At 38.7% G+C, this 18633-nt stretch carries 18 protein-coding genes; 15 read left to right on the top strand and 3 right to left on the bottom strand.

Annotated elements, in window-relative coordinates:
- The first annotated feature begins 60 nt into the window (after positions 1-60).
- The gene (locus tag ACJJVZ_RS14660; RefSeq protein WP_405601498.1) at positions 61-819 is read left to right on the top strand and encodes a sulfite exporter TauE/SafE family protein; all 759 of its coding nucleotides are present in this window, start codon (positions 61-63) and stop codon (positions 817-819) included.
- 55 nt (positions 820-874) lie between these two features.
- Here ACJJVZ_RS14660 and ACJJVZ_RS14655 read toward each other — a convergent pair whose 3' ends face one another.
- Both ACJJVZ_RS14655 and ACJJVZ_RS14650 read right to left on the bottom strand, forming a co-directional pair.
- Positions 875-1510 carry an SDR family oxidoreductase gene (locus tag ACJJVZ_RS14655; RefSeq protein WP_405601495.1) on the bottom strand — a complete coding sequence of 212 codons (636 nt, stop codon included), beginning with the start codon at positions 1508-1510 and terminating at the stop codon, positions 875-877.
- 234 nt (positions 1511-1744) lie between these two features.
- Positions 1745-1990 carry a hypothetical protein gene (locus tag ACJJVZ_RS14650; RefSeq protein WP_077538661.1) on the bottom strand — a complete coding sequence of 82 codons (246 nt, stop codon included), beginning with the start codon at positions 1988-1990 and terminating at the stop codon, positions 1745-1747.
- Between the two features lie 549 nt (positions 1991-2539).
- Between ACJJVZ_RS14650 and ACJJVZ_RS14645 the strand changes: the two genes are divergently transcribed.
- On the top strand, positions 2540-2923 hold the full coding sequence (locus ACJJVZ_RS14645; protein WP_077538659.1) for a response regulator: 384 nt from the start codon (positions 2540-2542) through the stop codon (positions 2921-2923).
- 107 nt (positions 2924-3030) lie between these two features.
- Here the strand turns inward: ACJJVZ_RS14645 and rpsT are convergent, their stop codons facing one another.
- Positions 3031-3291, bottom strand: coding sequence for a 30S ribosomal protein S20 (rpsT, locus tag ACJJVZ_RS14640; protein ID WP_008166555.1), 261 nt, complete (start codon positions 3289-3291; stop codon positions 3031-3033).
- Between the two features lie 294 nt (positions 3292-3585).
- On the opposite strand from rpsT, the gene murJ reads away from it, so the two are divergent.
- The 13 genes from murJ to ACJJVZ_RS14575 all read left to right on the top strand — a co-directional run bounded on the left by murJ (position 3586) and on the right by ACJJVZ_RS14575 (position 18632).
- Positions 3586-5124 (top strand): murein biosynthesis integral membrane protein MurJ, encoded by a 1539-nt coding sequence (gene murJ, locus ACJJVZ_RS14635; protein ID WP_405601550.1) that lies wholly within the window; start codon positions 3586-3588, stop codon positions 5122-5124.
- A gap of 84 nt (positions 5125-5208) precedes the next feature.
- Complete coding sequence (gene ribF, locus ACJJVZ_RS14630) at positions 5209-6159, top strand: bifunctional riboflavin kinase/FAD synthetase (protein WP_405601492.1); 951 nt, start codon at positions 5209-5211, stop codon at positions 6157-6159.
- A gap of 5 nt (positions 6160-6164) precedes the next feature.
- Positions 6165-8993: an isoleucine--tRNA ligase gene (gene ileS / locus ACJJVZ_RS14625; RefSeq protein WP_405601490.1), complete on the top strand. Its 2829-nt coding sequence runs from the start codon at positions 6165-6167 to the stop codon at positions 8991-8993.
- Between the two features lie 12 nt (positions 8994-9005).
- The gene (gene lspA, locus ACJJVZ_RS14620) at positions 9006-9506 is read left to right on the top strand and encodes a signal peptidase II (RefSeq protein WP_405601488.1); all 501 of its coding nucleotides are present in this window, start codon (positions 9006-9008) and stop codon (positions 9504-9506) included.
- The gene (gene fkpB / locus ACJJVZ_RS14615) at positions 9503-9943 is read left to right on the top strand and encodes an FKBP-type peptidyl-prolyl cis-trans isomerase (protein ID WP_077538652.1); all 441 of its coding nucleotides are present in this window, start codon (positions 9503-9505) and stop codon (positions 9941-9943) included. The genes lspA and fkpB overlap by 4 nt, the downstream gene beginning before the upstream one ends.
- Entirely contained in the window at positions 9943-10872 is a 930-nt protein-coding gene (ispH, locus tag ACJJVZ_RS14610; RefSeq protein WP_405601486.1) for a 4-hydroxy-3-methylbut-2-enyl diphosphate reductase, read from the top strand. The genes fkpB and ispH overlap by 1 nt, the downstream gene beginning before the upstream one ends.
- A gap of 30 nt (positions 10873-10902) precedes the next feature.
- A complete protein-coding gene (locus ACJJVZ_RS14605) occupies positions 10903-11937 on the top strand; it encodes a sensor histidine kinase (RefSeq protein ID WP_405601484.1) in 1035 nt (344 codons plus the stop codon).
- On the top strand, positions 11934-12635 hold the full coding sequence (locus ACJJVZ_RS14600; RefSeq protein WP_405601481.1) for a LytR/AlgR family response regulator transcription factor: 702 nt from the start codon (positions 11934-11936) through the stop codon (positions 12633-12635). Before ACJJVZ_RS14605 ends, ACJJVZ_RS14600 begins: the two co-directional genes overlap by 4 nt.
- Before the next feature lie 344 nt (positions 12636-12979).
- Positions 12980-13531, top strand: a complete 552-nt coding sequence (gene pilV, locus ACJJVZ_RS14595; protein WP_193155768.1) for a type IV pilus modification protein PilV — start codon at positions 12980-12982, stop codon at positions 13529-13531.
- A 1-nt stretch (position 13532) separates the two neighbouring features.
- Positions 13533-14528: a PilW family protein gene (locus ACJJVZ_RS14590; RefSeq protein WP_193155767.1), complete on the top strand. Its 996-nt coding sequence runs from the start codon at positions 13533-13535 to the stop codon at positions 14526-14528.
- Positions 14516-15022, top strand: coding sequence for a pilus assembly protein PilX (locus tag ACJJVZ_RS14585; RefSeq protein WP_405601479.1), 507 nt, complete (start codon positions 14516-14518; stop codon positions 15020-15022). Before ACJJVZ_RS14590 ends, ACJJVZ_RS14585 begins: the two co-directional genes overlap by 13 nt.
- A gap of 15 nt (positions 15023-15037) precedes the next feature.
- On the top strand, positions 15038-18199 hold the full coding sequence (locus ACJJVZ_RS14580) for a pilus assembly protein (protein ID WP_405601476.1): 3162 nt from the start codon (positions 15038-15040) through the stop codon (positions 18197-18199).
- A gap of 10 nt (positions 18200-18209) precedes the next feature.
- Complete coding sequence (locus tag ACJJVZ_RS14575; RefSeq protein ID WP_138585537.1) at positions 18210-18632, top strand: type IV pilin protein; 423 nt, start codon at positions 18210-18212, stop codon at positions 18630-18632.
- Position 18633 lies beyond the last annotated feature (1 nt).

The raw sequence follows: 18633 nt of genomic DNA, 5'->3' as shown, positions 1-18633 counted from the left end.
GACTGTATAGATTCTAAATTTAGTTATGTTTAATCGCTTTATGAAAAGAATGCTTTAAATATGGATTTATTTACGACTGATCTTATTTCGCCTATGTTGGCATTAGTGTTTGTTTTGTTGGCAGGTTTTACTTCATTTTTTTCTGCTGCCTTTGGTGCAGGCGGCGGGCTAATGTTACTTGTTGTGATGGCATCGTTTATGCCCATGACTTTAGTTGTTCCTATTCATGGGCTCGTACAACTAGGGTCAAATACCAATCGCTTATTACTGAGTTTTAAACATATAGATAAAAGTATGTTTATTTATTTTGCGCTTGGAGGCGCAGCTGGGGCGGTATTGTCGAGTTTTATTGTTTCAAACATTCAATTAGATGTTATGAAGTTAGTTGCAGGAGTTTTTGTTATTTATATTTTGTGGGGAAAGACTCCATTATTGCACAGCAGATCAATACTTTGGCGTTTAGCTGGTGGCTTTGCTACTACATTTATTTCGATGTTTATCGGTGCAAGTGGCCCATTAGTCGGAAGCTGCTTACACATGAGTAACTATAGCAAGATGCGTTTTACAGCCACGTTTTCAAGTATCATGTCAACTCAGCATTTATTTAAAGCTGGCGTATATGGGGCCGTTGGTTTTAGCTTTTGGCAGTGGCTACCTTTAGTCGGTGCAATGGTTTTTAGTGGGGCTATAGGCACATGGCTGGGAATTCGATTATTAAACCATATACCAACAGGCAAATTTAAGTGCATTTTTAAATATATTTTAACATTATTAGCATTGCAATTAGCTTGGCAGGGCTTTAAATCGTTATGTAATTAATGCTCATTCTACGAGGTAAAATGAGCATGTTTTAATAAAATCAGTTCATTAAGGCTTATTTAACGGCTGCTTTAATTGGTTTATCGCCATCAAATAATTCAAAAATGCGACTGCCACTGGGACTATTTGTAGCAATATGAAGTAACGCATTAGCCACATTTTCTCGGCTAATTTTAGCTTTATCCTGATCTTGTGGGCGCTTAGTTGTTACTGTTAATGAAGCTGCATCGTTAGTTAATGTCCCTGGGCGAATAATAGTGTAATTTAAGCCACTGTTGATTAAATGTTCATCGGCCATGTGCTTAGCAACTAGATATGGTTTTAAATCGCCATCGATTGAATCGGGGTCGTCTGCACCAATTGAGCTGACCATGATAAAGTGCTTAATTGCATGCTCTCGAGCGTAGGTTGCCGCTTTAGTTGCAGCCCATAAGTCAATCAACACAGTTTTGTCATCCCCTGTATTACCACCCGAACCAGCCGCAAATATAACTTGTTCGCAGTCTTTTAGTGCGTTACTAAAATCACCTTCGAGATCTTGCTCGACAATATTTAAAAAAGGGCCTTGTAAATCACTTAGTTTGCTTTTGTCACGCACTAAGGCAACTACACTTTGTTCATTTTTAAGCAGTAACTCGGTAGTCATTTTACCAATTTGTCCGCTTGCACCAATAATTAGGGTCTTGCTCATAATTAATTCCTTCTTAATTTAATAGATTGAAAAAGTAATGTGCCGTGCAAATAGACGTTGGGGTGTGAGTATATTTTTAAAGGGTAAATTGGAATTTTAATTAATTTATTTTATTTAAATAAAAATTTACGGGCTAGTAAGGGGAAGTTGTCTTGTCGTTATTAGTGCAGATTGAGGTTTAATCATAAAAAAACCCAGCAGAGCTGGGTTATAAAATATTCTAAGGAGAAATTGTTAACTTTGGGTTACATTAAATTGCCCAAAAGTATAAACCTTGAACAAGTAAAAAGTATTTATTAACACCAAACTCATATTTGAAATAACACTCGACGACATAAGATCTAAGCTAAATGATAAGAATAATAAACCACACGCACTAATAGCTGCAATGCGCAGTAAAGTGATCTGGTTGATAAAGAATGCACCTAAACCTAGTGCAAGTAATATAGTATTTAAAAGCCAATCTAGCTCGTTTAGCATGGTCGTTTCAATAGTTCAGTTGTTGAAAAAAGGAGCGCCATTATGTTGATATTTTGCACAGCTTTCAACCAAGTAATTTTAAATTTTCAGATTAGTTTTTTTAATCCAAAAAATCATTATTGTTATGTATTTATCATCAATTACGGTTCTTAATGCTTTTGGTGGGGGTTTAAATAGTACAGTGAATTATTTGATTAACATTTATTATAAATAGAGATTTTAACTCGAGAAGTGGGTTGTTCATCTGGGTTAAGAGTAACTTACGACAAGACTTCACTTAATAACGAGATAATCTGCATTGCTTTAAAGTATTTATAATATATGGAGCTTTGCTTTTAGCAGGCTGACACTATTAATGCGTTCTCATGTTTGGTCATTATATAAATGTATGACTCCTTTATTTAACTGGTACTTTTTATTTATGGCTTAATATAAAGCAAATGTGGTCTTTTTGGTGTAGGTCTCTATAATTAAAAAAGTAAATTTATATATGAAGTTAGGAATTAATTATAACCTAGCTTATAGCTTATAGCTTATGAAGGAATAAAGATGAATACGCAGCTATCAATTTTAATTGTAGATGACGTTAGCACGGTGCGTAGCTTTTTGAGTCAAACGCTAATGCATTTAGGGATAGACAATGTAAAGGAAGCATCTACCGCCTCACAGTGTATTAGTGAGTGCCAGGCTGCAAATTATAATATTATTTTTTTAGATATTGAATTACCAGACGGGGACGGCAAAGAGTTAATAGCGCAGATCAACGATTTAAGCCCTGAGACGAATGTTGTTATGGTGTCGGCTCACTCTGGTATTGAAAATGTAAAAGATGCAATAGATAAGGGGGCCAAAGGTTTTGTAGTTAAACCATTTACTCCTAAAAAAATAGCGGCAATGCTTAAGAAGTTTTATCCAGACTTGGAAAATGTATAACACCAATCTGCTTAAATATTTATGCCGATGGTTATAAACTACGAAATTAAGTTTTAGATAAAAAAAAACCGGCTAAAGCCGGTTTTTTATATTCTAACAAAAACAAATTATAGAGCTTTAATTTTAGCTGCTATACGGCTCTTATGACGAGCTGCTTTGTTTTTGTGGATTAGACCCTTAGTTGCGTAACGGTCTAGGATAGGTGTAGCAACAGAAAAAGCTTGCTGTGCAGCTTCTTTATCGCCAGCTTCAATAGCAACAAGTACTTTTTTGAAGTAAGTGCGCATCATTGAGCGACGGCTTGCGTTGTGCTGACGGTTCTTTTCGCTTGTGATAGCGCGTTTTTTTGCAGACTTGATGTTAGCCAAGGTTTGCTCCTAACAATCTTAAAATAAAGCTTAAATTAAAGGCCGTGGAATATGCCTGTTTCTATCATGAATGTCAATTTAAATTTAACATCCAAGAAAAACTGCACCATGTAACGAGCATCAATTTGCCGCTTTAGCAGTTAATGACGACATTGTAACAAAGCACAGACCCTCAGCCTAGTGCTTTAAAGCGATTTATAAAAAAGACTGTGGCATAATTGCATTTATTAGAGATTTTCAAGTAGGTTTAAAGTGTCAAAAGGTTTATTTCGTTCCGGTATGATTGTTAGCTGCATGACTATGATATCGCGAGTTTTGGGGCTTGTACGTGATGCTGTAGTGGCTAATTTGTTAGGCGCAAGTGCTGCAGCTGATGTTTTTTTATTTGCTAATCGTATTCCAAATTTTTTACGCCGTTTGTTTGCCGAAGGTGCGTTTGCTCAAGCGTTTGTACCTGTATTGAGTGAAATCAAAGAGCAACAGGGGGATGATAAAGTTAAACTCTTCGTTGCACAGGCTGCTGGTACGTTAGGCACTATTTTACTGGTTGTCACTATTGTAGGTGTAATTGCGTCTCCTGTTATCGCTGCACTATTTGGCACAGGCTGGTTTATTGATTGGTGGCAAGGCGGCCCTGATGCCGAAAAGTTTGAACTTGCTAGCTCATTACTGAAATTTACTTTCCCTTATTTATTTTTTGTAAGTTTAGTGGCGCTAAGTGGTGCAGTAATGAATGTGTATAACCGGTTTGCTGTTGCTGCATTTACACCGGTTTTACTCAATGTATCTATAATTACATGTGCAATTTTTTTACATGATAAATTTAACGTTGGGGCTTATTCTCTTGCAATTGGCGTGTTTGTTGGTGGTGTGGTGCAGTTGTTGTTCCAACTTCCATTTTTGTATCGAGCAAAAATGCTGGCTCGACCGCGTTGGGCATGGCAAGACGAAAACGTAAAAAAAGTACGCAAACTTATGCTACCGGCTTTATTTGGTGTATCTATTAGTCAAATTAATCTGTTGCTAGATACCATGATTGCGTCATTACTAATGACAGGCTCAATTGCTTGGCTTTATTACTCTGACCGTTTAATTGAGTTTCCGCTGGGCTTATTTGGTATTGGTATAGCGACAGTTATTTTACCGGCGCTCTCTAAATTGCACAGCAGTAAAAAAAATAGTGACTTCCAACACACGCTCGATTGGGGGGTGCGTTTTGTTATATTTTTAGGTCTGCCAGCAATGATAGGCTTAATGATCGTTAGCCCACTTATTATTACTGTTTTATTTGATCACGGAGCGTTTAAAGAAGACAGTGTTGATCATGTTAAAGCCGTAAGCTTAGGTGTTGTTGCGTATTCAGTTGGCCTTGTCAGCTTTATGCTCATTAAAGTACTCGCGCCAGGCTTTTATGCTCGCCAAGATACCAAAACACCGGTGCGTATTGGTATTATTACCCTTGTGCTAAATATGGTGTTTAACATTATGTTGGCTCCTTTTATTGGTTATTTAGGTTTAGCGCTGGCTACTTCATTATCGGCCAGTTGCAATGCTTTTTTACTCTACAGGCAGCTTAAAAAAGAAAACGTATATCAGTTTTCGTCAATGAGTATACGCTTTACTGTTAAGTGTTTTGTTGCAAGCATTGTTATGGGAGCTATTACATGGTTTGTGAGCAGTTACTATTATTGGGCTACTTGGGCCTTTGCAGAGCAAGTTGTATTATTAATAGCGTTAGTGTTTTTGGCAGGCGTTAGTTACTTTGCAATGCTATTTTTGATGGGCGTTAGACTAAATACGATAAAAAGTGTAGCAATTACTGAATCAAATTAAAAAAAAGATTATAATCGGCAACTCTGCGACTTTAAGTATTTTTTAGTCGTAATTAATAACTCGCTAAACAAGGCATCAGGTGGCATGGAGTTAATTAGAGGTATACACAATATTCGCCCACACCATTTTGGTTGTGTGTTAACTATTGGTAATTTTGACGGTGTTCATTTAGGCCACGCTGAAGTATTAAAAGGTTTACTTACTGATGCTAAAGCGCATAGCTTGCCTAGCACTGTAATGCTGTTTGAGCCTCAGCCACAAGAGTTTTTTGCCAAAAACAATGCACCTGCACGTTTAACGCGCTTACGAGATAAGCTATGTTTGCTAAGTGAGTTAGGCATTGAGCGAGTTATTTGCATTAGCTTTACTCAGCAGTTTGCAAATATGCACGCTGAGCAATTTGTTAGCGATATTTTGATTAAAAAGTTAGGTGTTAAAGCGCTCACTGTTGGTGATGATTTTAAGTTTGGTAAACAGCGCCAAGGTAACTTTGCTTTACTTGCTAGCATGGGAAAACAAGCGGGCATGGATGTAAAAAGCACCGCGAGTTTTCGCCAGTTAAATGCTAGAGTGAGCAGCACTTTAATACGAGATGCTTTAGCATCAGGCGATTTAGCCAGTGCAAAAGTAATGCTTGGCCACGATTATGCTATTTCTGGACGTGTTATACATGGCTGGAAAAGAGGGCGAGAGCTTGGTTTTAGAACCGCAAACATTGCGCTAAAACGCCAAGTGTGTCCCGTTAATGGGGTGTTTGCTGTACAAGCAACGATTGCAGAAAAACAAATTTTTGGCGTTGCAAATGTAGGTAATAAGCCCACATTTAATGGAACGCGCGCATTATTAGAAGTTCATCTTTTTGATTTTGCGCAGGATATTTACGGACAATTTATGCATGTGGAGTTAATAAAAAAACTTCGCAATGAAAAAAAATTCGAGACATTAACACAATTAACGGCACAAATAGCAACCGATGTTGCTGCCGCTAAGCAGTGTTTTGGTTTAAATCAGGTAGCCGATAGAGACGGAATGTAGGATAAATGAGCGACTATAAACATACTTTGAACTTACCGGAAACACCGTTTCCAATGCGTGGCAATTTGGCACAACGTGAACCAAAAATGCTGAAAGCATGGTATGAAGACGACCTGTACGGTCAAATTCGCAGCGCTAAGAAAGGTAAAAAGACCTTTATTTTGCATGACGGCCCTCCGTATGCAAATGGCGATATCCATTTAGGCCACTCAGTAAATAAAATATTAAAAGACATTATTGTTAAGTCTAAAACATTATCTGACTTTGATTCACCATTAGTTCCTGGTTGGGATTGTCATGGTTTACCAATCGAGTTAATGGTTGAGAAAAAAGTAGGCAAGCCGGGCGTAAAAGTAACCGCGAGCGAGTTTCGTGAAAAATGCCGTGCTTACGCTAAAAAACAAGTTGAAGGTCAAAAAGTTGATTTTAAACGTTTAGGCGTATTTGCAGATTGGGATAAGCCTTACTTAACAATGAACTTTGACTTTGAAGCGAATGCAATTCGTGTACTTGGTCGTATTATTGAAAAAGGTCATTTGCATAAAGGTGCTAAGCCTGTGCATTGGTGTACAGATTGTGGTTCAGCATTAGCAGAAGCTGAAGTTGAATACCAAGATAAGCAATCACCAGCGATTGATGTACGATTTACTTTTGTTGATCAAAATGCTGTTGTTAGCGCATTTGATTTGCTTGAAGGCCATAAAGGTGAGGGCAGTGTTGGTACTGTTATTTGGACAACCACACCGTGGACGCTTCCTGCAAACCGTGCCGTAGCTGTACACGCCGATTTAGAATATGCATTAGTACAAGTTGAAGATGAAGGCTTACAACAACGTCTAATTTTAGGCTCTGAGCTTGTTAAAGATGCAATGGACCGCTTTGGCTTTAATCACTTTCACGTATTAGGTTATGTAAAAGGTGCTGCGCTTGAAAACTTACAAGTTGCGCATCCTTTTTATGATTTTAATGTACCGGTAATTGTAGCAGAACACGTAACGACTGATTCAGGTACTGGCGTTGTACATACTGCCCCAGGTCATGGTCAAGAAGATTTCGTGGCTGGTTTAAATTACAACCTTGAAGTAGCTAACCCTGTTGGTGCAAATGGTGTTTATTTACCAGATACCGAGCTTTTTGCAGGTCAGCATGTATTTAAAGCGAATGCGAGCGTAATTGAAGTATTAAAAGAGCGTGGTGCGCTTATGCATCATCATGCGCTTACGCATAGTTACCCACATTGCTGGCGTCATAAAACCCCTATTATTTTCCGTGCTACACCACAATGGTTTGTAAGTATGGATCAGGCTAACTTACGTCAAGATTCATTAAAAGAAATTAAAAACACGCAGTGGTTACCAGAGTGGGGCGAAAGCCGCATTTCTAACATGGTTGAAAGTCGCCCAGATTGGTGTATTTCTCGCCAGCGTACTTGGGGCGTACCCATTGCCTTGTTTGTTGATAAAGACACCGGTGCACTTCACCCAAATACACAAGAGCTAATTTCACAAGCAGCAGAGCTTGTTGAAAAGTCTGGTATTCAAGCATGGTACGATTTAGAACCAGCTACATTACTTGGTGAAGAAGATGCTAAGCAATACATGAAAGTGCAAGATACGCTAGATGTATGGTTTGACTCAGGTGTGTCACACGCTTGTGTTGTAGACGCACGTGAAGACTTAGTGGGTCCCGCTGATTTATACCTTGAAGGGTCTGATCAGCATCGTGGTTGGTTTATGTCATCAATGATGACATCAGTGGCTATTAATGGTCATGCGCCATACCGCCAAGTATTGACGCATGGTTTTACTGTTGATGAAAACGGCCGCAAAATGTCTAAGTCACTAGGCAATGTTATTTCACCACAAAATGTGATGAATAAACTAGGTGCCGACATTCTACGTTTATGGGTGGCTTCTACCGATTACACGGCAGAAATGACTGTGTCGGATGAAATATTTAAACGCTCAGCCGATCGTTACCGCCGTATTCGTAACACCAGCCGTTACTTGCTAGCTAACTTAAATGGTTTTGATCCAAAAACAGATCAAGTTGCTATTAATGACATGGTTGAGCTTGATAAGTGGATTGTTGGCCGTGCAGCTCAGTTGCAAGACGAGATTTTAGCCGCTTACGATAGCTACCAAATGCTATTAGTAACGCAAAAGCTAATGAACTTCTGTACGGGTGAGCTTGGCTCGTTCTACTTAGACGTAATTAAAGACCGTCAGTACACAGCTAAGAGTGACAGCCATGCTCGTCGTTCTTGTCAAACAGCGCTTTATCATATTGCAGAAGCAATGACGCGTTGGATGGCACCTATTATGAGCTTTACCGCACAAGAAATTTGGGAAGCGTTACCGGGTGAGCGTAGTGACTACGTATTTACATCAGTTTGGTACGATGGCTTACAAGCGCCAACAAATAGCCAATTTAGTAACGATGACTGGTTAGAAATTCTAACTGTACGTGACGAAGTAAACCGCTTATTAGAAGCTGCACGTAAAGAAGAAGTCATTGGTGCAACGCTTCAGGCAACGGTTAATTTATTTACGGGTAAAGAGCTTGCCGCTAAATTAAATGCGCTTGGCGATGAACTGCGTTTTGTATTGTTAACATCAGCTGTAAATGTTACTGAAGTTGATAGCCAGCCTGCGGATACACAAGCCACCGAAATTGAAGGCTTATTTATTAGTGTTGCTGCAACAGATGCTGCTAAATGTGAGCGTTGTTGGCATTACAGCGAAGATGTAGGTGTTAACCCAGCTCATCCTGAAATTTGTGGTCGTTGTGTAAGCAATGTTGATGGCGAAGGCGAAAAGCGTCAATTCGCTTAGGAGTTATTTTTAGTGAGCAAACTAGCCCAAAAAAGTGGTTTAGTGTGGCTTTGGTTAAGTCTATTAATATTAGTAATAGACTTTGCCAGTAAAACACTTGTTGTAAATACTATGACTTATCAAGAGTCGATAAATTTACTGCCTGTTTTTAGTATTACCTATGTTCATAACTATGGTGCCGCTTATAGCTTTTTAAGCGATGCGGGTGGTTGGCAGCGCTGGTTTTTAAGTGGCATTGCAATCGCTATTAGTGCTTTGCTTGTGTGGTGGTTAAAGCGACTCCCTGCAACAAATAAAGTGCTGTGCGGTGCTTATGCGCTAGTACTTGCAGGTGCTATTGGTAATTTATATGATCGTATTGCCTATGGTTATGTAATCGACTTTATTCACGTATTTTATAAAGACTCACACTTTCCTGTATTCAATATTGCCGATTGCGCTATTTGTATTGGCGCAGCATTATTGTTATTTGATGCCTTTACCGGTGAGAGTCCAAAGGAGCATAAAGCATGAGCCAAGCTGTAATTGGTGAAAACTCGCAAGTTATTTTTCATTTTTCTATTAAGTTAGAAGATGGCTCTGCCGCTGATTCTACTAAGGTACATAACAAGCCAGCTAAATTAGTAATGGGTGACGGTAGCCTAACAGCAAACTTTGAAAAATGTTTATTAGGACTAACAGCTGGCGAAAGCAAAACCTTTGAACTAGAACCTGAAGACGCGTTTGGTCAGCCAAACCCAGATAATATTTACTACGTTGACCGTAGTAAATTTGGCCCAGAAACACCAGCTAAAGTAGGTGCAATTATTGCGTTTACACAACCTGATGGGACTGAACTCCCAGGTTTAGTTCGCGAAGTGCAAGGTGAGTCGGTAACGATTGATTTTAATCATCCTTTAGCGGGTCAGCGTTTAACGTTTGAGGTAGATATTATTGAGGTAGAAGGTTAATGGAAATATTATTAGCTAATCCTCGAGGCTTTTGCGCTGGTGTTGACCGTGCTATTAGTATTGTTGAGCGCGCTTTAGATATTTTTGAAAAACCGATTTATGTTCGCCACGAAGTAGTGCATAACCGTTATGTGGTTGACGGGCTAAAAAGCCGTGGTGCAGTATTTGTTGAAGAACTTGATCAAGTACCTGACGATAGCATTGTTATTTTTAGCGCACATGGCGTATCGCAAGCTGTTCGGTCTGAGGCTAAACGCCGTGATTTAAAAGTATTTGATGCAACGTGTCCGCTTGTAACTAAAGTACATATGGAAGTTACGCGCGCTAGCCGCAAAGGTATTGAGTGTATTTTGATAGGTCATCATGGGCACCCTGAGGTAGAGGGTACAATGGGGCAATACGATAACTCAGCCGGAGGTATTTACCTTGTCGAAACAGTGGAAGATGTTCTGTCATTAAATGTAAAAAATGCAGACAATCTTTTTTACTGCAGTCAAACAACGTTATCAGTAGATGATACCGCAGATGTCATTGATACGCTTCGTACTAAATTTCCATCTATTGATGGACCGCGTAAAGATGATATTTGTTATGCAACACAGAATCGACAAGATGCAGTGCGTGATTTAGCAGACAAAGTTGACGTGTTATTAGTCGTAGGGGCTAAAAACAGCTCTAACTCAAATCGCTTGCGTGAGCTTGCAGATAAAATGGGTACGGTTGCTTATTTGATTGATGATGCCACTGATGTGCAAGCCCAGTGGGTTGTAGATGCTAAATCAGTGGGAGTCACTGCCGGTGCATCGGCGCCAGAAGTGCTCGTACAACAGGTAATTAGCCGATTAAAAGAGCTTGGTGGTAAACAGGTTGTTGAGAATCCAGGTGAAATAGAGAATATTGTATTTGCTGTGCCAGTAGAGCTGCGTTAATTTAAAAATTTAGATTAAAGGAGAGTCGTTATGAGCAAGTCGCTTCAATCGGGTGCATTGCTTTTTTCGGCTCTTTTTAATGAGCGAGGCGTTCTAGCTTCGCTTATTGTGTCTCAAGTTATTGCTATTGTACTGGCGTTTTCACCCAATACCGATGGGGATATATGGCAACGCCTCGGGGTTATCAGTTTATTTATCCATTTAATTGTTTTAGTCAGCACTTCTTCTTTATATTTATGTCGGCTCTTTTTACAAAAACACACTCATTTTTTTCAATTAGCTTATTTTTTTATCACTTTTATAGTAAGTACGATTGCATTTAGCATACTGTTTTCATACTTTGCTTTTGATATAGAAAATAGAGAACAACTGGTGTTTTTTACTCTTCGAAATTGCATTATTGTTTTTTTGCTTACGGTATTATTTGTACAATTTTTACTACTTTACTTTGAAAATGAACAGCAAACAAAAGCGCTTTCTCGCGCCGAACTCGATGCACTCCAAGCGCGTATTCGCCCTCATTTTTTATACAATAGCTTAAATACAGCCGCAGAACTTACTCATCAAGATGCACAAGCTGCTGAACAGGCTATTTTGGCGTTAGCAGCATTATCGCAAGCCGCAATGCGCTCAGGGCAAAATGTATCTTTAGAAGATGAAATTGCGTTGAGTCAGCAATACATTGCACTCGAAATGTGGCGTTTCGGTACTCGTTTACAAGTTGATTGGCACATACCAAATGAGTTGCCAGCACTTTTAATTCCGTGCTTAACATTGCAGCCTTTAATTGAAAACGCGGTTTACTATGGTGTAGAAACGAGCGAAAGTGGGGCTGTTATTAATGTTGAGCTGCATGTTACTACTGGCTATTTAACTATTATTGTTTCTAATCCAATAACGGTGAGTGAAACTAAAAAAAGAGCTAATAACGGCATGGCACTTGATAATATTCGCCAGCGATTAAATATTTATTATAAAAATAAAGCACAACTAACAATAGCTAATAACCATGGCGTATTTAGGGTGAAAGTTGTGATCCCTAAACGTGTTGAGAATATTTCATGAATATACTCATTGTTGATGATGAGCCTCTTGCTCGGGTACGCTTAAAGCGCTTACTTACTAATAGCCAAACGATAAGGTTATTAGGGGAGGCAAGTAATGGCCGAGAAGCGTTACAATTAGCTAAAAAACAAATACCTGATTTAGTTTTTTTAGACGTTGATATGCCTGGAATGAGTGGGTTAGAGGTTGCTAAAGAATTGAATCTTTCGGCTGTTCCCCCTGCAATTATATTTACCACGGCGTATCCAGAGCATGCATTAGATGCTATTGGATTAAATGCTGCGGGTTATTTAGTAAAACCAATATCAGAGCAAAGCTTACAAAAAGCAATAGGGCAGTTAGGGCGCTTAACTAGAGTACAGGTACAAAAGCAGCACATGAATAAAATCAGCTATCAGCTAGCAGGTACGCTTAAGAGTATTGAAATGGAATCAATTTTTTATTTTAGTGCGGAAGAAAAATATACAAAAATAGTATTCGAAGAGGGTGACGCACTTATTGAGCAAAGCTTAAAGCAGCTCGAAGCGTTATACCAAACTTTCATCTTACGTATTCATCGCAACACCTTGGTAAACAGAAGCAAGATTATCGCTTTACATAACCAAAGCAATGGACACCATGTTATTCAATTACAAGGTTGTGATGAATTACTTCCCGTTAGCCGCCGTGAATTAAGAGCCGTTAAGGATGCACTCTAAATAACCTGAACTCTGGATAATAAATCTATCTCAAGCAGCTTTTGCAGCGCTAACTGCATTGAATTTATTTGCAATAGGCCCGCTATTGACACGTAATTTCGCCTTGTTTTACTGAAAATCTCTGGCTAGAGAAAATAAATTTAAATATCACCATGATTCAATATATTAGTAAATATCTTAACCAGAGTTCAGGTTAAATACCAAACAGTCTGCTGCAAATTAATTTCGCAAGATAAGCAGGCCCTAACCGTTTATCAACAAATATAACCGTCTGTCGTAGTCCTACTTGAATCTACCTATAAATTGCATAAACTTACAATTAGATAACTTTACTTGGTTTTACTATGCAATCGTACCAGTTTAAATTGCAAAAAGGTTTCACACTTATTGAAGTGCTTATTGCATTTATTATTCTTAGTTTTGGTTTATTAGGTGCCGTTGCACTGCAAGCGAAAGCAAAACAAGCCAGCTTTGACTCTATGCAGCGTGCTGCTGCTATTGCACTTGGAAATGATATAGTCCAGCGAATTCGCGTTAACGACAGCCCCCAATTAGCGACTCTTTATAAACAGTCCTTTACGAGTAAAACAGCAACTAATTCATCAACCACGTGTTTTGAAGGCTCGTGTAGTGCAGCTCAAATAGCTTTACTTAATATAGAGCAGTGGAAACGTGCTATTCGAGCGCGTGAAAATACGGGCTCACTAGATGGTGCAACAGTATGCATAAACTTAACACCAGCAGGTAGTAAGGCATTTAATTTAGAGGTCATTGTATCGTGGCAAGGCCGACAAGAATTTAAAGCAAACACACAAACAAGCAACGTTAAGTGTGGTGCAGCTGATAAGAAACGCCGTCTAGTCGTTTTAACCAGCTACATTTATATTAGGAGTTAGTATGTATCAACGAGGCTTTACGCTTTTAGAAATGATGATTTCACTTTTTATCGGTGTGCTGATCTTAGGTGGCGTTATGTTTACGTATATTGGCATGAAAGTCACGACGAAAGACACAATGACCATAGGCGAGCTTCAAGAGACTGGTCGTCTAGCAATAAATATAATGCAGCGTGATATAGAACAAGTTGGCTTTTGGGGAACTTTTTACGAAGACTCATTCGCAGCAAAAAACACTGAGACTTTATCTGCCCCTGGTGGTGACTGCTTTGAAGGGGTAAATAATGGAAGTTTTCCAGATTTTTCTAGCGGGAGTAACTTTAGATCTATTTATGCAAAAAAAGCCGACTCAGGAACCGAGCTTAACTGTGTAAAAAATCCGATTAAAGGGAGTGATATTCTACAAATAAAGTTTTTACAGGGTAAGCAAATTATAATCGAACCTGGAAATAACAATACACAAGATGACGAAAACTATTTTATTGCAGAGCAAGAAAAAGCCCAATATGTTCGTGGAATTATAGCTCCTGGAACATTAAATGTTAGTGCAACTGTTTGGCCTTATAGCCACCATGTTTATTATCTTGCGAAGCAAACCTATAAAGTAAATAACAAAAGTTTAACAGTACCTGCTTTAATGCGAAGTCGCTTAGTTAATGATGCTATGAAAACAGAAACAATTATGGAAGGGGTTGAAAATATGCGTTTTGTTTTTGGTTTGGACACTACAGGCGACAATCGTGTGGATACTTACAGAAGCATTAACGATATGACCCCGAGTGATTGGGAAACCCGCAGAAGGATATTAACGGTGCAGATGTTTTTATTGATCAGAGCACTACAGCCGGATGCCGGTCTTAAGGTTAAAAATCAAACCTATACCTTGGGTGAAGATGCAAATAAACGTGAATTAAAATTCACTGATAACTTTAGACGTACAGTATTCACGACAACGATTCGTTTGAATAATGTTGGAGGAAACTCATGGCGAATTTAAAGAACACCTCGGCAAAACAGCAAGGAGTGGTGCTTATAACAGCGCTGATCATGGTTATTGCAGTAACGGGGATAGCGGTAACATTAATGAGTAGCAGTAGTATTGATGTGAAAATTACAAATGCGGCACAAGAAAGAGAAGTGGCAGAAAATAAGCTAATTGGAGAGATACAGCGCGTAATTTTTACTGAAATAAAAAAAGGCGGTAAGAGTAGTTTTTTATTAAGCCCTGAGGAAACGATAACAAAAGTAGTCAAAGAAGGTGAAGCCGATACTTTCATTTCAGCTAAAGATATAGCGAACCATGACGGTATGAAAAGCACAATGACTAATTTAAATCAGGGGGTTCAAAATTTAACTTGCCTGCGAAGTAATGCAGCAACTACCGGTATTTCATGCAATATACTACAAGTTACGACGACTATTGAATATGGCTCAAAAAGCAAGCACCAGTTAACAATAGTAACTGGAATGGCACAACAGGTAGTTAATTAAGTGAGCGGATTTAAAATGAAATTTAAGAAAGTGTTTGCCTCATTCCTTTGTTCAATTGTAAGTTTATCGGTCATTGCCGAAGATATAGAGCTATATGTAAATCACAACGTTGAGACCGATGAAAAGCCACGTGTTTTAATGATTTTTGATACATCCGGCAGCATGGCGTGGGATGTAACAGATGGAGATAGGTGTTATGACAGGAACTATTCTCAGATAGAGTGCTTTGAAAGCAAGTCCATATATAACCGAAATCAGCAATGCTACAAAAGAGTGAATGGCTCTTTGCGGGCTTCGTGTCAGGATAGTCGTTTAAAAGTTGCACAAAATGCCATTAAGCAATTAGTCAATGATAATGATGACATTGATTTTGGTTTAATGCGTTTTAATGGCAATAACGGTGGCTATGTTTTAGCCAGAATTGGTTCTGAAAAGGCATTTTTGTTAAACCAAATTAATGCATTGCCGGCAAGTGGCTCTACACCATTAACTGAAACCTTGTGGGAGGCGTATTTGTATATCACCGGACAGCGTGTTTACTATGGGACTAACACTAATTCTCGTGATTTTACTGCAGAATCTTTCGGGGTATATCAGTCACCTTTTAAGCCAGTATCTGGTGAGCCTTTACGCTGTGATAACAGTGTAAACATAATCTTAATGACAGATGGTGACCCATCTGAAGATGCAAATCGAAACAGCGATATAAATGAATTACATAAAAGCTATTTTTCCGGTAATGGACCCGTTGTGAGTAATAGCTATTTAACGGCATTAGCTAAAGTTATTCATGGTACTAAAGATGTTGAGATTGATTTATATACAAACACAAAAACAGTGCATGATATTGGTAGAGTCTATCCGATAGGCTTTGGGACAGGGATGAGTAATTCAGGTAAAAATTTACTCTCTGATACAGCGTCTTATGGTGGTGGTCAATATTTGCATGCAAATACTGCAACGCAATTATCAGATGCTTTAAAAAATACAATTTCACGGATTCGAGAGGTTAATGATAGTTTTTCATCTCCATCGGTCGCGAGTAACAATGTAGATCAAACGAGGAGTCGTAACGCGATTTATTTTGCCATGTTTTATCCGGAAACAGGTGCTCGATGGCGAGGGAACTTAAAGAAACTAGAAGTCTCTGGCAGTACAATTATAGACTCAGTAAGTAAACAAGCGCTAGATAATAATGGTTTAATTGATAAAGGGGCCAAAACATTTTGGCTCCCCAGTGGAGATCCTGCCGATGGTAATGCCGTCGCGCAAGGTGGCGTTAATCTTCATTTAACGACACTAAATACGACTAGTCGAAATTTATATACTGATAAAGAGGGAAAAATAGTCAGTTTTAACACATCAGTTGTAGGCGACATACTTGATTTAGTTACTGATAATCCCCTTAGCTTAGCAAGTTCAGACATAAAATGGGCTATGGGGGTAGATGTAGACGATGAAGATAAAGACGGTTCATCAAACGATCAGCGTTTAGATATTTTTGGCGATCCACTGCACTCGAAACCTGTTGCCATTGATTATGGCAATGATGATATTCGTATACTTATTGGCACTAATGCTGGCTTTTTACATATGTTTAAAGATAGTGGTAATACAGTGAGCGAAAGCTGGGCATTTATTCCCTCTGATCTATACGACATAATTAAGCCATTACGCAATAATCAGGCTGAGACCAAAGTGTATGGTATGGATGGGCCGATTAGTGTTTATTTTAATAATAAAGATTTAAATAACGATGGTATAAACGATGGCATTATAGATGCTAAAAAAGGTAATGAGGTTTGGGCTTTTGCTGGAATGCGCCGTGGAGGGAAAAATTACTATGCGTTGAATATAACATCTCCAAATAAGCCTGAAAAATTATGGGATAAGCCAATAGAAGGCGGTAAAGGAGACTTTAAGGAACTTGCTCAAACATGGTCTAAACCAAAAATTGCCTATATTAAAGCTTTTGGTGATAAGCCATTATTAGTTTTTGGTGCAGGGTACGACACTAATAAAGATGCCGCTATACGTAGTGAGGATGATATCGGGCGAGGTGTTTTTATTGTGGATGCGAAAGAAGGGACTCTTGTATGGGCCTTGACTCCAGACAAAAATGGTTTTACAGGTAAGCACAGTATTGCCGCCGATGTAACAACACTTGACTCTGATTATGATGGTTATATTGATAGGATTTATGCGGCAGACACCGGTGGTAATATATGGCGTATCGATATGCCAGGAACAGATGTAGATGAGTTTAGCCACTTTAAACTAGCTGAATTAGGTAGTAGCAAGGCAACAGAAGATAGGCGTTTTTTTTACCAGCCATTAGTGGCAAGAACTATGTTTAGTAAGGTTACAGAAACGACAATCAACGGTAAAAAAACAGTCACTCGCCTTGATACGCCTTATGATGCAGTAGTGATTGGAAGTGGTAATCGTTCAAAGCCAACTGATACGAATGAAAAAGATCAGCTATTTATGATCCGAGATGAAAATACACTTACAAAATCATATAAAACTAAAGCGCCAGATAGTATTAAGCCTGCAGATTTGATGCATATGAATAGTGATCCATTTGGGAATGCATTGGATGATGTAGATAAGTTTGTTGAGTTAGAAGCTGACTTAGCTGATTTTAAAGGCTGGCGATATGAGCTTGGAATCGGTGAAAAGTCCCTAGCAGCTTCAACTGTGGTTGGTGGCGTTGCTTACTTTACGTCCTTTACACCCGAGTCAAAAACATCAACTGAAAATCAATGTTCACTCAGTGGCGGTGGGGGCTCTTTATATGCTTTTCATTTGCATTATGGGACTAAAGTTTATGACGAGTTAAAATTTGCAACGAGTTATGATGTGCCAGATACCCCTCAACTCTTCTTTGGTGAATCACCCTCTTGTGTTGATAGCAATGCTGATGGCAAATGTGATAGCGACCCTAGTGTTGACGTTACCCAAGAAAGCCAATTTTATTTTCCGGGTCCATTAAGAAAAGATGGAGATAATCCAATGAAGCCGATTAAAATACAAGGGCCTGATTTGGTGGTTGTTGATGGCGAAATAAACCTAGTAGATGAAGAGGATGCTTCAGGAAATCCAGTGAGTTTAGGGCTTGAGGTTTTCCAAACTTATATTTATAAACGTGAAGAAAATGATGAAATTAAGAACTAAGGATATACAAATGCTAAAAAAGCAGAATGGATTTACACTCATTGAACTTATGGTAGCCGTTGCTATTGTTGGTATATTAGCTTCTATAGCGCTACCTAACTATACCGAATACGTAAAGCGCGCATCTAGAGCAGAAGCTGCCGCTGCTTTATTGGATGCAGCAAACAAAGAAGAGCAGTTTTTTGTTGATAATCGTGAATATACTAAAACATTCTCAGATTTAGGTATTGAAAATAAAACTGAAAACAAACACTTCGAGTTATCAATAGAATTAAACACAGAGAAAACGACATTTACTATAACAGCAAAACCAATTGCAGGAGTGGTAAAAGATGATGCAGACTGTAAAGAATTGTCCATTACTGATGTCGGGCTCAAAGGCGCTAAGGGTAAAAAAGGCAATTCTGATATTAATTATTGCTGGGGAAGGTAGC

The sequence above is a fragment of the Pseudoalteromonas sp. Ld19 genome, assembly GCF_045064135.1.
GTDB classification, from domain to species: Bacteria; Pseudomonadota; Gammaproteobacteria; order Enterobacterales; family Alteromonadaceae; genus Pseudoalteromonas; species Pseudoalteromonas aliena.
This window is presented reverse-complemented; position numbering and strand designations above follow the sequence as displayed.